Origin of the sequence: Pedobacter sp. MR22-3 (genome assembly GCF_026240075.1) — a bacterium.
In the GTDB taxonomy this organism is placed as follows: domain Bacteria; phylum Bacteroidota; class Bacteroidia; order Sphingobacteriales; family Sphingobacteriaceae; genus Pedobacter.
Genome location: NZ_JAPIVF010000007.1, coordinates 106,724 through 120,139, shown reverse-complemented (window position 1 = coordinate 120,139; position 13,416 = coordinate 106,724). Strand labels below are relative to the sequence as shown.

General features: G+C 38.1%; 17 protein-coding genes. 8 read left to right on the top strand and 9 right to left on the bottom strand.

All coding sequences use genetic code 11. The annotated features are described in order from the left end of the window. Positions 1 to 7: 7 nt before the first annotated feature. Positions 8 to 448, bottom strand: a complete 441-nt coding sequence (locus tag OQ267_RS18470) for a hypothetical protein (protein ID WP_265837385.1) — start codon at positions 446 to 448, stop codon at positions 8 to 10. Between the two features lie 167 nt (positions 449 to 615). Here OQ267_RS18470 and topB point away from each other — a divergent pair, with 167 nt between their 5' ends. After that, a complete protein-coding gene (topB, locus tag OQ267_RS18465; protein ID WP_265837383.1) occupies positions 616 to 2,469 on the top strand; it encodes a DNA topoisomerase III in 1,854 nt (617 codons plus the stop codon). On the opposite strand, the gene OQ267_RS18460 is transcribed toward topB, so the two are convergent. The 5 genes from OQ267_RS18460 to OQ267_RS18440 all read right to left on the bottom strand — a co-directional run bounded on the left by OQ267_RS18460 (position 2,452) and on the right by OQ267_RS18440 (position 6,404). After that, positions 2,452 to 2,799, bottom strand: coding sequence for a response regulator (locus OQ267_RS18460; protein ID WP_265837382.1), 348 nt, complete (start codon positions 2,797 to 2,799; stop codon positions 2,452 to 2,454). The two genes, topB and OQ267_RS18460, sit on opposite strands and share 18 nt — an antisense overlap. Positions 2,800 to 3,001: 202 nt before the next feature. Continuing rightward, positions 3,002 to 4,915, bottom strand: a complete 1,914-nt coding sequence (locus OQ267_RS18455; protein ID WP_265837381.1) for an AAA domain-containing protein — start codon at positions 4,913 to 4,915, stop codon at positions 3,002 to 3,004. Between the two features lie 40 nt (positions 4,916 to 4,955). Then, positions 4,956 to 5,339, bottom strand: a complete 384-nt coding sequence (locus tag OQ267_RS18450) for a DUF3037 domain-containing protein (RefSeq protein ID WP_265837379.1) — start codon at positions 5,337 to 5,339, stop codon at positions 4,956 to 4,958. Further along, on the bottom strand, positions 5,317 to 6,108 hold the full coding sequence (locus OQ267_RS18445) for a HipA family kinase (RefSeq protein ID WP_265837378.1): 792 nt from the start codon (positions 6,106 to 6,108) through the stop codon (positions 5,317 to 5,319). The genes OQ267_RS18450 and OQ267_RS18445 overlap by 23 nt, the downstream gene beginning before the upstream one ends. A 107-nt stretch (positions 6,109 to 6,215) precedes the next feature. Next, positions 6,216 to 6,404, bottom strand: a complete 189-nt coding sequence (locus OQ267_RS18440; protein ID WP_265818066.1) for a hypothetical protein — start codon at positions 6,402 to 6,404, stop codon at positions 6,216 to 6,218. Positions 6,405 to 6,531: 127 nt separating this feature from the next. On the opposite strand from OQ267_RS18440, the gene OQ267_RS18435 reads away from it, so the two are divergent. Further along, positions 6,532 to 6,915, top strand: coding sequence for a hypothetical protein (locus OQ267_RS18435; protein WP_265837377.1), 384 nt, complete (start codon positions 6,532 to 6,534; stop codon positions 6,913 to 6,915). A gap of 11 nt (positions 6,916 to 6,926) precedes the next feature. After that, a complete protein-coding gene (locus tag OQ267_RS18430; protein WP_265837375.1) occupies positions 6,927 to 7,130 on the top strand; it encodes a KTSC domain-containing protein in 204 nt (67 codons plus the stop codon). Positions 7,131 to 7,454: 324 nt separating this feature from the next. Here the strand turns inward: OQ267_RS18430 and idi are convergent, their stop codons facing one another. From idi to OQ267_RS18415, 3 genes are all read right to left on the bottom strand, one after another. Then, positions 7,455 to 7,979, bottom strand: a complete 525-nt coding sequence (idi, locus tag OQ267_RS18425; protein ID WP_265837374.1) for an isopentenyl-diphosphate Delta-isomerase — start codon at positions 7,977 to 7,979, stop codon at positions 7,455 to 7,457. A 5-nt stretch (positions 7,980 to 7,984) separates the two neighbouring features. Further along, on the bottom strand, positions 7,985 to 8,821 hold the full coding sequence (locus tag OQ267_RS18420) for a phytoene/squalene synthase family protein (RefSeq protein ID WP_265837372.1): 837 nt from the start codon (positions 8,819 to 8,821) through the stop codon (positions 7,985 to 7,987). Between the two features lie 438 nt (positions 8,822 to 9,259). Continuing rightward, positions 9,260 to 9,526 (bottom strand): hypothetical protein, encoded by a 267-nt coding sequence (locus tag OQ267_RS18415; RefSeq protein ID WP_088301698.1) that lies wholly within the window; start codon positions 9,524 to 9,526, stop codon positions 9,260 to 9,262. Positions 9,527 to 9,787: 261 nt separating this feature from the next. On the opposite strand from OQ267_RS18415, the gene OQ267_RS18410 reads away from it, so the two are divergent. From OQ267_RS18410 to OQ267_RS18390, 5 genes are all read left to right on the top strand, one after another. Beyond that, entirely contained in the window at positions 9,788 to 10,150 is a 363-nt protein-coding gene (locus OQ267_RS18410) for a response regulator (protein WP_172406519.1), read from the top strand. A 3-nt stretch (positions 10,151 to 10,153) separates the two neighbouring features. Then, complete coding sequence (locus tag OQ267_RS18405) at positions 10,154 to 10,783, top strand: autotransporter outer membrane beta-barrel domain-containing protein (RefSeq protein ID WP_088301696.1); 630 nt, start codon at positions 10,154 to 10,156, stop codon at positions 10,781 to 10,783. A gap of 123 nt (positions 10,784 to 10,906) precedes the next feature. After that, positions 10,907 to 12,280: an exonuclease domain-containing protein gene (locus OQ267_RS18400; RefSeq protein WP_265837371.1), complete on the top strand. Its 1,374-nt coding sequence runs from the start codon at positions 10,907 to 10,909 to the stop codon at positions 12,278 to 12,280. Positions 12,281 to 12,455: 175 nt separating this feature from the next. Further along, positions 12,456 to 12,806, top strand: a complete 351-nt coding sequence (locus OQ267_RS18395; RefSeq protein WP_088301694.1) for an MmcQ/YjbR family DNA-binding protein — start codon at positions 12,456 to 12,458, stop codon at positions 12,804 to 12,806. Between the two features lie 177 nt (positions 12,807 to 12,983). After that, positions 12,984 to 13,400, top strand: coding sequence for a VOC family protein (locus OQ267_RS18390; protein WP_265818063.1), 417 nt, complete (start codon positions 12,984 to 12,986; stop codon positions 13,398 to 13,400). Positions 13,401 to 13,416 lie beyond the last annotated feature (16 nt).

Below are 13,416 nucleotides of genomic sequence, written 5' to 3'. Positions count from 1 at the left end.
CCTTACGTTAAGATTTTAATTTTCTCCTGTTTAAGTTTTTGGGTAGTATTTTGATAAACGCCGTTTTATATCGTGCAAGCAGATCCCAAACCCAGCGATTACTGTCTACATTCCGTTCCCCGCAGTCTACTACCTCAGCACGTTCCAATAACTTATTAACCAGATTTTGAATGTATTTAATTTTCACAACACGATTAAATCTTAAACCGATATAATCACAATACACGTGAACCAGAATCTCTACAATCAGAGAATCGTTGCTGATCTTTAATGCTTCCCCGTAATGAGTCAGGTAATCTGCTTTAATGGTTTTTACTAAAATCTCAAATCGTGTACCTGTATCATTTTCCAGGAATGCCCAAAGTGCAGCATCACTAAATACCCTGACTAATCTTGGTTCAAAATGGACCTGAATTTCATGATTAAATAGGTTATACTGTTTTTCCATTCACATGCTAAGATTAATAAGGCTCACAATTGTTACTAAAAATATATGGGCCTAACACGCAAAACAGCAAAATGTTTAGTGCACAAGACTTTACAGTGTGAGTAAAAAATTAAGCTGCTGATGACTTATTTTAGCGATATTTGGGGTTTGAAAAATAAGCCCCATTCATGAAGATTGTAATTGCAGAAAAGCCCTCTGTTGGTCGTGAACTTGCTAAAGTTTTCGGGGCCACTACCAGAAAAGATGGATACATTGAAGGTAAAGGATATTCTTTTACCTGGGCTTTTGGGCATTTATTACAACTGGCCCCACCGCAGGATTATGGCTTTATTGGCTGGAGAAGGCAGCATTTGCCTATGTTACCGGCAAAATTTAAACTGGCTATTCGCAAAATCAAAACCAAAGATGGTTTTGTAGAAGATCCGGCGGTAAGAAAACAGCTGGATACCATTAAAAAACTTTTTGATGAGGCCACTGAGATCATTGTGGCAACGGATGCCGGACGCGAAGGCGAATTGATTTTCCGTTACATTTACTATTACCTGAAATGTAAAAAGCCCTTTAAAAGGCTTTGGATTTCCTCACAAACTGATGAAGCCATTAAAGATGGATTCAGGAATTTAAAGCCCGGAACGGATTATGACACATTGTTTAATTCTGCACACTGTCGTTCCGAATCAGATTGGCTGGTGGGCATGAACGCCACGCAGGCGCTCAGTATTTCGGCCGGGAACAGAACGGTTTTATCTTTAGGAAGGGTACAAACACCCACTCTGGCCATGATTTGTGCCCGCTTTCTGGAAATTAAAAACTTTGTGCCGCAAACCTACTATCAGATCAGTATTCTGCTGGTGAAGGATGAACAGGTTTTTAAAGCGGTTTCAACCACCAATTATAAAGAGAAAGAAGAAGCTGAAAAATTATTTTCGCTTGTGGAAGATGTTCCCTCAGGCTTTCCTGCTGGTGGAAAAATTACGGCTGTGGAGGCTAAACCCAGAAAAGAACCGCCCCCGTTGCTGCACGACCTCAGCAGTTTACAACAGGAAGCCAATAAAAAGAAAGGTTATACTGCCGATCAGACACTGGGCATATTACAAAATTTATATGAAAGCAAACTGGTTTCTTATCCGCGTACTGGTTCCAGATATATTGGAGATGACGTATTTGCAGGCGTACCGGATTTGATTGATAAATTCACCAATCATCCGGATTTTGGTAAACAGGCACAGTTTTTACAAACCATTAAACTCAATAAACGAAGTGTAAATGCAAAGAAGGTGACTGATCACCATGCGGTTTTACCTACTGGTGTAGAAGCTTATGGATTAAGTAGCGACAGGCAGGCCGTTTATGATATGGTGGTAGGCAGAATGATTGAGGCCTTTCACCAGGAGTGTCTGAAAGAAATTACTAAAATTACCATTCAGTCTGGATTAACTTTTCTGGCCAATGGAACAGTTATACGTTCAGCAGGATGGCGTACTGTTTTTAATGAAGCAGACGATGATAAAAAGGATGAGGATAATGCGGCCCTGCCGAAGGTAGCTGTAGGTGAAGAATTGCCCATCACTGAAAAATCTTTACTGGAAAAACAGACTAAACCAAAGTCTATGTACAATGAGGCATCTCTGCTTAAAGCGCTGGAGACCTGTGGTAAAGAAATTGAAGATGAAGAGCTGCGTTATGCAATGAAAGACAGTGGGTTAGGTACGCCGGCAACACGGGCATCCATTATTGAAACGCTTATTACCCGAACCTATATTACACGTGAAAAAAGAAACCTGGTCCCTACCACCAAAGGATTAGCCGTTTACGAGGTAGTAAAAGACAAGCAGATTGCACAGGCAGAACTTACCGGTCAGTGGGAAAAAAGACTGGAGGAAATCAGGTCCGGCTCATCTGTCAAGGATTTTAAAACTGAAATTACGGAATATACCAAAATGATTACCAATGAACTGCTGATTGCCGGTGCTTCCATTTCAGGAAAACTGGAAGATCAAAAGTTAGAAGTTATTGGTTAACATTTCATTCAGTGATGTCGCTATATTGCTGTCTTTTTGGATATAACCGATAGCACCGGCATTGCGGTAAGCCTGTTCGAGTGTGCTTTTATCATTGCCTGAAAGCATGCAGACTTTAATATTCTGCTGTATGGATAGAATTTCTCTTACCGTATCCGGATTACTATCTCCTTTGGGCATGTTGATATCCAACAGAACAAAATCGAAATCCTTTTTGGCAAGGAGGTTAAAAGTTTCTGGTAAATCAGGCGTTTCAGAAATTTCGAATCCAGAAAGAAACTTCTTTAAAAAACCTTTGATAACCATTCGCATTAATTCGCTGTCATCCACAATTAAATTTTCAGGCCTTGATTCATTGAAACAGATTATTTAGATGCTGTGATATTTAAATCCCCGAACGCGGATTCAAATGGATTACAATCAACCTTACTTTCTCTCAATGTATAAAATCCTAATGAATTGAAATCCAGCGTAATTAGATCAAAAATAATAATTTACGACTATAAAAAAATGACATTATGCATAAATCTTCTTATAAGTCCATAAATTCCCATGCACTGGAATAAGCATTGCGTTTTTCGGTATAATTTATAAAATCTGCATAAAATTTAGCCTTAGATAGTGTAGAGCTGTCGCCAATCACGATTAATTTCTTTTTGGCCCTCGTCATGGCTACATTCATTCTTCTGGTATCAGCTAAAAAGCCGATACTTCCTGCTGTATTGCTCCTGGTTAAACTAATATATACCACATCACGCTCCTGCCCCTGAAAACTATCAATGGTGTTCACCGCAATCTTATGCTGGTATTTCAAAAATAATGTTTCTGTTGATAGTAATTCTTTCAAAACCTGGATCTGCTGTTTATATGGAGAAATGACCGCAATGCTTGGAAAATCTGCGATAGTGTAATCAGTTTCCAATCGGCTGAGCAGATGAATCAGTTGTCTGACCAAAAATGCAGCCTCATCCGGATTGATGGTGCTGGTGCCTTCCAGCTTTTCGTCATAGCTGCAACCCGCAGTATCAATAAATTTTATCGGCTCGTCACCATCAAAAAGCAATTGGCCAGAAACGGACGGGTGTGCAGTTAAACGGTCCTCGTAAAATACTTTTGATGAATAACCCATAATGCTGTTGTTCATTCGGTATTGTTCATTTAAAAGCACAACAGATTCAGGGTGAAGACTTACCAGCTTCTCCAGCAAAGTATTACTTAATCCTTTTCTTCCTGCCGCTGTAGATTTTATGGTTGGCGGTAATTGAAAATGATCTCCTGCTAAAATTAATTTTTTGGCTTTTAAAATCGGAATCCAGCAGGCAGGTTCTAGTGCTTGTCCTGCTTCGTCAATCACCACGGTACCATACTTAAGGTGTCGAACTGTATGGTGATGGGCACCTACTAATGTAGCTGTAATGACTTGTGCTTTATTAAACAGCTGATCCATCATGTAGGCTTCGGTCTTTTCTACCTCTCTGCCAATTTTATGCGCTTCATCAAAAAGTGCCTTTCGTTGGTCACGCTCAGCCTTTCCAAAACTGCGCTTGTACTTATGTGCCATGTTCTTATATTCATTAGCCTGTTTTTTCAGCGCTTTGATCATTTTCATTTCCGGATGATCCGCCATTTGATGATCTAAAGTTGCTGACAGCAGTTTTTCTGAAACCCGTGCCGGATTTCCTATGCGGATTACATGTAAACCCTCAAGTACTAATTTTTCCGTCAGTAAATCTACTGCCGTGTTGCTAGGGGCCACGACCAGAATTTTTTGATTATGGTGTTTGAAGAGTGACTTTATCGCCTGAACAATGGTAGTGGTTTTGCCTGTTCCTGGCGGACCATGAACAATAGCCAGGTGATCTGCAGCTATAATCTGAAGTACAGCACGTTGCTGCGAGGCGTTAAGCAAGTTTGGAATGGTGAATTTTACTTCCTGTTCAAATGAAGGTTTTTCACCAAGCGTGATGATTTTAATGAGCTTATTTTCAGCAGTTTCATCTGTAAGGTTTGTAGCCTGCTTCAATGCATGTTGCATTTCATCATAGCTATTATTATCAAAAAGTAAGTCAACACCCAGTTTACCATCCCTCGTCCAGTCTGGCAGTTCATCTATCCGAAAACTAACTTTCATCCTGTTCCCGCTTTGATGGGTGACGATGCCTTCCACCTGGTCTGCTTTCGGATCATGATTGGAAAATATAACCACGGCAGCACCAAACCGGAACTGATGAGACAGCTCCTGATGCTTGGTACGTTCCAGTTCTACTGATAAATAATCACCTTTTCCAATTTCTGTATTCCTGATGGCTATGGGGTACCAGGTTAGTCCGAGGGCTCTCCGGTCTGCAGCTGAGGTATTTTGAGTAAGTTTTAAATACGATTGTAAATCTTCTTCACGCTCTATAAGGAGCAAATCCTGAAGGTTTTTGAAATATTCTTTTGACAAGGGAATGTGCTTAGGTATAATAGATTTATTAATGCGGAAATTAAAGTACCAGCTCCTGATGTAACCTGATCATGGTTTCTTCCGCATCCACACAAAAGCCAGGATGAACTTTTGAACATTGAACCACTGTACTTCTGGTGGCTGTTAACCAGCGAAACCTGGAAGCCTGATCATATTCACCGATTGGACCTGATCCTTTTGCGCCCACGCTGATTCTTTCGAAAGCAGTTAGGTTCGCAGATAATTCTTCAAAGTCAATTTTTGCGCAAAATGTCCTGATCTTAAGTTCGTCCAGAAAAAAGATGCTTTTTAAAAACTTTTTCTTTGCGCAGAACAAAATGATGCCCACATTCAAAAATTCTTCGCGTTCTACCCTTGGCATCACACGGATCACAGCATACTCAAATAAGAATCTCTCTGGCATGCTGTGCTTCTTTTAAAAAGATTTGCGAATTATTCAGACGGGTTTGCAGGAAGTAAGCATAGGCTTTTCTATGGGCTTCTTTAGTCGGGAAATTGGTTTCCCCCTCCAGCCACACATCAGGAATTAAATCTATGATGGCGGCAATTTTCTCTGCGTTAAGAATAGCGTGAAATTCCTGATCAACCAGTTCCAGTTCGGATGCCCATGGAAGCAACACATGATCCTTTATTAAGAAAAACGGCCGGATGGCCTGCTCCTCCCAGTTTTGCCAGGAATGGTGAAAATATAGAGATGCACCATGATCAATTAACCAGAGTTCTTTGTGCCACATCAACATATTGGTATTGCGGCAAGTACGGTCCATGTTCGTAAGAAAACAATCCAGCCACACAATTTGCGAAGCCAGCTTAGCATCAACAACAGTTACCGTTGGATCAAAAGTAATGGCACCTGAAAGGTAATGTAAGGCCAGATTTAAACCTACACTGGCCTTCAGTAAATCCTGAATTTCTTCATCTGGTTCTGTGCGGCCAAAGGCCTCATCCAGCTGAGCAAAAACCAGTTCTGGTACCCGAAAGCCAAGTATTCTGGCTATTTCACCACCAATCAGTTCTGCAATCAGCGCACGTGGCCCTTGTCCGGCACCACGAAATTTCAGTACATATAAAAAACCGTCATCTGCCTCAGCAATGGCCGGCATAGAGCCACCTTCGCGCAGAGGCGTAACGTATCTGGTTACATTAACCGTTCGGAGTTGAAAATCGTTCATAAGTGTAAGCAGAATCGGCATCTATCAATATGCCTGATTTCTAAACTTAGCACAAATCTAAAAGATTTAATCTATAAATCGGTTTAATTTCATACACCCGCATCCAGTTAATCGTGTCCCAGATAAGCAATTCCTGCAGGTGTTATGGTCGCTGCCCATTGTGCGGCATCCCTGTTAATGGTAATTAATCCCATACTTTCCAGTTCCTGATAATCGTCGTCCCGGCCACCCAAAACTGAAGAACTCACCTGTTGATTGATTACTTCCAGCAGGTCTAATATTTCTGATCTTTCCATTATATTTTAATATTGATTAGCTGATTAACAATGGAGGGATAAAAATGTTTAATACACGCATTAAACATTTAATCCATTTTCAGGTTATTATTATTGAAATCGTTTACCGCGAAACTATTTACCCCTTATGGAATCACCTATTTATTACCTTTTCGTACTGGCTTTACCGGTTGCCTGTATTGCCTGGACCGTTACCAAAGAAGAAATATTCCGGGAGGCCAGGGAATTTTGCGTTGACCGTTCTAAAAACTGTAATCGCCTGGTGAAAAGAAAGTTTTTCTATGTATTTACCTGCGAATATTGTTTTAGTCATTACGTTACCCTGATCATCCTCGTTATCACCAAGTATACCTTAATTTATCCAGACTGGCGTGGTTATATCGTTTCTTTTTTCGCTATTGTATGGATCGCTAATGTATATATGAGTTTATATAACATCATCAGGATAGACCTGAAGAAAGAAAAGATAAGGGCCGCTAAAGAGGAATCTGAGCTGCACGCGAATGATTAATTAAAAGATTAATGATGCCATCGTCCGTAATCAAATATTTTAGCTACCAGCCAGCATTAAAATTACTCACCATCACATTTGTAACAGGATTGGTTTATCAGTACCTGGATGTTCCGGAAAGAACTTTTAAATTATTTAAGGCAGCCACATCTAAAGGGCGATATTTCAACTATCACATTAAGAAAAGATTTAAGTTTGAAAAAGTTGAGAATTGATCTCATTTCTCCAATCTCATTTAGCTTTAGAGATTATCTAATCATAGACCATTTATACCCGTAATGAAAAAATTGGTAGGGTTTATTTTGAGTAAGATAAAAAAAATGAAGCTTAAGCTAAAAAAAATATGACTGTTATTTATCTAATAACTCATTAATTAATAAATGGTTACATCATATTAACTTGATCTTAATATTTTCTTATATAATCTTAAAGTAAAAGAAATATTAAATCATTTGGAATTATACAGATTCTGAACGTATATTTGCTGCCGAGAGCGTTAATTTAGATACGGGTATATGGCTTAGGCTGTATGCCCGTTTTTATTTATATTCTATTGCTACATGCTCAATGACCTTATCCAGGCATATTTTTAACCAGGGTGTATAAGCGTCGGGATGATGAATCAATTCTTCTTTGAGCAGTTCTAAATTAATATACCTGAAGTTTTCCACCTCATCCTGATTTATAACCGGAAGCAGGTCAGATTGTCCAAAAAAAACATGATCCAGCTCATACTCTGTTAAGCCACTTTCAAATTCGGCACGGTAAATAAAATTAAACCCATAATTTAAACTGGCTTTCAGGCCCATTTCTTCCATAAGTCGGCGGTTGGCTGCATCAAGATTATCTTCGCCCGGCCGTGGATGACTGCAGCAGGTATTGGTCCATAAACCTCCGGAATGGTACTTCTCTATGGCACGCTGCTGTAAAAGCAACTCTCCTTTTGTATTAAATATAAATACAGAAAAAGCACGGTGAAGTACACCTTTCTGATGGGCTTCCAGTTTTTCCATTTCCCCTACCGGAAAATCATTTGCATCGACAAGAATAACCTGTTCTTTCATGAATTTTAAATCACATTTAATTTATGTCTGATCATGGAATCAAACATTAAACCGATTTTAAGATGGTTCGAAATTCTGATCCGTTCCATCATGATTTTCTCTGCACTTAAACCTTTAATTTTAGAAAATAACTTTTTGTAGTAGACGTAGGAAAGATAAACGCCATTTCTGGAATTTGCAGGCAGCATCTTAATTCCAATCAGCGCATTGGCAAATTCTGCTTCTATTTCTTTTTCAATGGCCCTTTTATCAAGGTCACAGAACTTGTTGAGGTTTACATCCGGGAAATAGCATCTGTTTAAACTTTGATAATCAGCTTTCACATCCCGCAGGAAATTAACTTTCTGAAATGCAGAGCCTAATTGCATTGCATAAGGTTTTAGCTGCTGATATTCTATTTCATCACCACCTGTAAAAACCTTTAAGCACATCAGGCCTACCACTTCAGCAGAGCCTAAAATGTATGTTCCGTACAACTCTGGTGTATAGGTTTTTTCCAGAAGATCCATTTCCATGCTGTTTAAAAAGAGTGAAATCAGTTCATGATCAATCTGATACTGATTCACCACTTTCTGAAAGGCATTTAAAATGGGATTTAAACTGATTCCCAGCCCAATAGCTTCAAAAGTATCCTGTTTAAATTTATCCAACAGATATTTTTTATCAAAATCATGAAAGCTGTCTACTATTTCATCGGCCAGGCGCACAAAACCATAAATGGAGTAAATGGGCTGACGTAATTCCTTACCCAGGAAATAAATGCCTAATGAAAAACTGGTACTGTAACGTTGAGTAGTGAGTTTACTAAAGTCGTCAGATAGCCGGTCAAATATTTCTTTCATGTAATGATGCTTCGCTTTGGATGATGTTATTAAAATACATCAAGAGGTTTAACACAATTGATGCGGCTGATGTTTTTTTATACTGAGATAATGCGATTATTCCTGATCAGAAAATAAGTAGAATTAACTACTCACCTTTTGCAATAAAAGTATACTTCATTTTTGCTTAAATATATTTAATAAAACTTAAACAGGAAATAAAATCAGGTTCTAAAGAAGTGCTGAATTGTTTAAATATTGTGACAATAGGATAAAGTAACTCTATATCAGCTGAAAAGCTAAAATAATTTTACCAGAATAAACAGATATAAAATTTCACCTAAAAAATAAATCCCTATCTATCAAAACTTACAGGAATGCTTATTTGTTTTTATCATTAAATGGTTAGAAGCAGAATGATCTGATGTAAGAAATAATGACAGGTGATATCATAACTGTTTATAAGATCGTTTCCGTAAGCAATACGCCACGTTCACCGTTTCCGGTTTCAATAGAATGTACATTTTTATAACATTGTCCAAAGAAGTCGAAGCCATGTTCCAGCATTCGGATAGATACACTGTTAATGGTGTGATGGGTATTGGTTTGCATGCAGAGTAAGCTTCCGTTTGCAAGTAAGAGGAAATCACAGTCATATCCGCGCTCCTGAAGTTCAATTACCTTATTGGTAATGGAAATATTTAAAAGATTAATTTTGTTTTTCATGGGAGTAGATGAATTGATTAAAGCCTGTTGATTATATAGGTTGTTTTAAAGATAAAATATTGTATTTCAATATATTAAATATAGTTAATTTATTTATTTTCGTATAGGATTATTTAATCTGCTTATCATTCCGAATATTGTGTGTTATTCATCCACCCAATATGGAATAGTCCTGGCTGTTATTTTCTTTTCCTGCCAAAACATTCTTAGCGAAAAATTGTATTAGCATAGTCCAGTTACTTATTAATCCGATTACCCATTTTGAAAAGAATTTTAGTTGTAGATGATGATCCTGATATTTTGGAAGTCTTTCAACTTGCATTAGAGGCAGAACAATATGATGTTTACCCTTTATTATCACCCAGGTATATATTTAAAACGATTAAAGAATACCAGCCCGATCTGATTATATTAGATATCATGTTAAACGGAATGGATGGCCGTGCGGTATTTAAAGAGCTCCGCTTAAATATGGAAACTGAAAACATACCAGTCATATTAGCATCAGCACGATATGATGAAAATTATATCACTTCGCAACAGTATCACCCGGATGATTACCTGGAAAAACCGTTTAACATGACAGACATGTTGCAAAAAGTAAATAAACTAACAAATAACTAATATATGAAAATCAGATTTTTAACACCGATCATAATGCTGTGTGCCGCATTATCTATGAATGCGAGTGCACAAACGGGCAGACCAGACAAGCTTTACAGCATGAGTGGTATTGGCTTTGCCTTTCCAATGGGCCAGACCTCAGATTATTTTAAGCCTAAATTTTCCACCTCACTGGGAATCAATCTGGGTTTGGGTGATAGCGGACTTTTTCTTTATCCTAAAGTGAGTTTGCATGCTTTTACCTTTAATCAGATTACACCAGACCCCGGATATACCTATACCATCCAGAAAGGCCGGTCGACTACTTATCTGTTAAATATAGCCCTGGGTTATCGTAAAATTGTAGATAAGTGGGCTTTTTATGGTTTTGCAGGTGCCGGCGGAGGTTTTATTCTTACCCCACAGGCTGCGGTGAATGCGGGAACATTGCAGGTAGAAATGAATAACAGATCAAATAGTTTAGGGATTGCCGAAGGTGGTGCAGGAATTGAATATAATATTGGCGGGGCAAATTTATTTGTTGAGGCAGGTTATATGTATGGATTCAAAAAGATTCAGGACAGAACTTTCAATACTGTTCCCATTTCCATTGGTATTAAGCCCAATCTGAGTAAATTATTAAATAAACTTTAACAGTCAACAAATAAAATACTGGCGGCTATACAGTGTGTAGCCGCTTTTTTTATGCGCAATAAAAAGCCCAAACATTGGAATACTAATTATTTTAGTATAAATTTGTATTTCAATCAAGCCTAAATGTTATACGCAGTTGTAGATATTGAAACCACTGGTGGCCATGCGTCAGCAAATGGGATTACAGAAGTTGCCATTAATATTCATGATGGCAATCAGGTGGTGGAATCATTCAGCACACTGATTAATCCTGGCATTCCTATCCCCGATTATATTACAGCATTAACGGGAATAGATGCTGAAATGCTGGCTGATGCACCTGCTTTTGAAGATGTTGCCTTGCAAATTTATCAGTTGTTACAGGATAAGGTTTTTGTTGCCCATAATGTGAATTTCGATTACTCTTTTCTTAAACATCATTTGGATAAAGCAGGTTTTGATTTGCAGTGCCGAAAATTATGTACGGTAAGGTTAAGCCGGAAACTAATACCCGGAAAACCATCTTACAGCTTAGGTAAACTGTGCAGCAGCCTGAATATCCCCATTCAAAACCGCCACCGTGCTGCGGGTGATGCCGATGCCACGAGCATTCTTTTTAACCTGCTTCTGGATCACGATCAGGAAGGCGTGATTGGTGAGATGCTTAAAAAAACATCTAAGGAACAGATTTTACCACCAAACCTTAATAAAGCCTCTTTTTTACGTTTGCCCAATCAGCCAGGTGTGTATTATTTTAAGGATGCTAAAGGAAAAATTGTATATGTAGGAAAAGCCAAAGACCTTAAAAAACGGGTGGCCAGTCATTTTTCAGGAAATAAGGCCAATAAGCAAAGGCAGGATTTTCTGAAGAATATTCACCACATTGATTATGTACGTTGTGGTACCGAATTAATGGCTTTAATCCTGGAGGCTAACGAAATCAAACGGCTCTGGCCAGAAAATAACAGGGCCATGAAACGTTATGAGCATAAATATGATTTATGTGTTTTCGAAGATCAGAATGGTTACCTGCGCCTGGGAATTGACAAACATCAGCCAAACCGCAAAGCCATACAAAGTTTTAACAGTTTATTGGATGGCTATAATTTTTTGAACCTGATGATCGAAAAATATCAGCTTTGCGACCGGCTTTGTTACCTGCAGAAAACAGCTAGCAGGTGTAAGGCTCATGAAAATGGTCAGTGTTTTGGTGCTTGTAGCAGCATAGAAACTGTATCTGTTTATAATAAGAAGTTAAATACTGCACTGGAAGAAATTCAGCAGCTGCAGCCCAGTTTTGTTTTGGTAGATGAAGGCAGAGAAGAAGATGAAATGAGTTGTTTACTCATTGAAAAAGGAAAATTTTATGGCATGGGCTATTTCAGAAATAAAAATTTCCTTTCAGATGGTATCGATCCGCTTAAAAATGACCTGGCTGTTTACCAGTCAAATAGTTACATTTTAAACCTGATCCTGAATCATGCCGAACAATTTCCGCAAAAGTTATATCAATTATAATTTAGATTTGCCCTTTAAGTTTTGTATAATGTAAAAAGTTGATTTAAACAGATTAAAAGCAGATCATTCTGCTATACATGAATTTTATATACCATGAAAATATCAAAATTGATGTAAGTTTGCCTAATCAAATCCGAATACCATTCTATTGATCGATTAAATTAAACCCAATAATATGACACCAGATTCCTTCAGAGATCTTGCGCTATCATTTGAAAATGTTGCTGAAGCACCTAACGCAAATAAAAACTCATTCAAAGTAGACGATAAAATTTTTATCACCATTGATAATTTAAACTTAAAGGCAGTATTCAGGTTAACGCCTAAAGACCAGAATAAATTTTCTGATTTAGATCCTTCAGCCATTTATCCGGCCCAGGCTGGATGGGGTAAACAAGGTTGGACCATTTTTGAAATTAAATTTATTGAACCGGAAACGTTAAAAGATGCTTTAACCAAATCATATTGCACGGTAGCTCCGGAAGAATTGAGCAAAAAATATAAAAAGAAAGCGACCAAGAAATAAATATAATAAAGCTGTATCATAATTTTTAATTTAGATTAAGATTTATCATGTTGATCTTGTCGAAACATCGTTAATGGTAATTTTTCACAAATCCTTCCATAAGCTCATGATGATATTTTAAATTTATGATACAGCTTCCTCCATCTCAGTTAGATTATTTATTAAAGCCTAAATACCATGATCAGATCAATCTGGATTAATTTGCCCGTTAAAGATGTGCATAAATCAAAAGCTTTTTTCACGCATATTGGCTTTACACCCAATTCCAGTTATGGTGTCCGTGATGATTCCGCTTCTTTCCTGGTAGGTGATGGTCAACTGGTAGTTATGCTCTTTGAAAGATCTTCTTATGAGGGTTTTGCCGGGGTGGATCTTCCAGCCCACCTGAATGGCGCAGAAGTTTTATTTTCAATCGATGCCGAAAGTCCTGAAGAAGTAGATGAACTCGCCAGAAAGGTAATTGAAGCCGGAGGTTCCGTTTATGGCGAACCCGCTTATAAAGATGGCTGGATGTACGGCTGCGGGTTTATTGATTTAGATGGCCAGCGCTGGAGTGTGCTCTATATGGATACCAGTAAAATGCCTTTGGGTTAAGTGTAAGTAATTGAAT

Coding starts and splice junctions, on each gene's coding strand:
- OQ267_RS18435 (WP_265837377.1), top strand. CDS start 6,532: ATGGAATCACCTATTTATTACCTTTTCGTACTGGCTTTACCGGTTGCC.
- OQ267_RS18390 (WP_265818063.1), top strand. CDS start 12,984: ATGATCAGATCAATCTGGATTAATTTGCCCGTTAAAGATGTGCATAAA.
- idi (WP_265837374.1), bottom strand. CDS start 7,979: ATGAAAGAACAGGTTATTCTTGTCGATGCAAATGATTTTCCGGTAGGG.
- OQ267_RS18450 (WP_265837379.1), bottom strand. CDS start 5,339: ATGCCAGAGAGATTCTTATTTGAGTATGCTGTGATCCGTGTGATGCCA.
- topB (WP_265837383.1), top strand. CDS start 616: ATGAAGATTGTAATTGCAGAAAAGCCCTCTGTTGGTCGTGAACTTGCT.
- OQ267_RS18430 (WP_265837375.1), top strand. CDS start 6,927: ATGATGCCATCGTCCGTAATCAAATATTTTAGCTACCAGCCAGCATTA.
- OQ267_RS18445 (WP_265837378.1), bottom strand. CDS start 6,108: ATGAACGATTTTCAACTCCGAACGGTTAATGTAACCAGATACGTTACG.
- OQ267_RS18470 (WP_265837385.1), bottom strand. CDS start 448: ATGGAAAAACAGTATAACCTATTTAATCATGAAATTCAGGTCCATTTT.
- OQ267_RS18395 (WP_088301694.1), top strand. CDS start 12,456: ATGACACCAGATTCCTTCAGAGATCTTGCGCTATCATTTGAAAATGTT.
- OQ267_RS18405 (WP_088301696.1), top strand. CDS start 10,154: ATGAAAATCAGATTTTTAACACCGATCATAATGCTGTGTGCCGCATTA.
- OQ267_RS18415 (WP_088301698.1), bottom strand. CDS start 9,526: ATGAAAAACAAAATTAATCTTTTAAATATTTCCATTACCAATAAGGTA.
- OQ267_RS18440 (WP_265818066.1), bottom strand. CDS start 6,404: ATGGAAAGATCAGAAATATTAGACCTGCTGGAAGTAATCAATCAACAG.
- OQ267_RS18420 (WP_265837372.1), bottom strand. CDS start 8,821: ATGAAAGAAATATTTGACCGGCTATCTGACGACTTTAGTAAACTCACT.
- OQ267_RS18400 (WP_265837371.1), top strand. CDS start 10,907: ATGTTATACGCAGTTGTAGATATTGAAACCACTGGTGGCCATGCGTCA.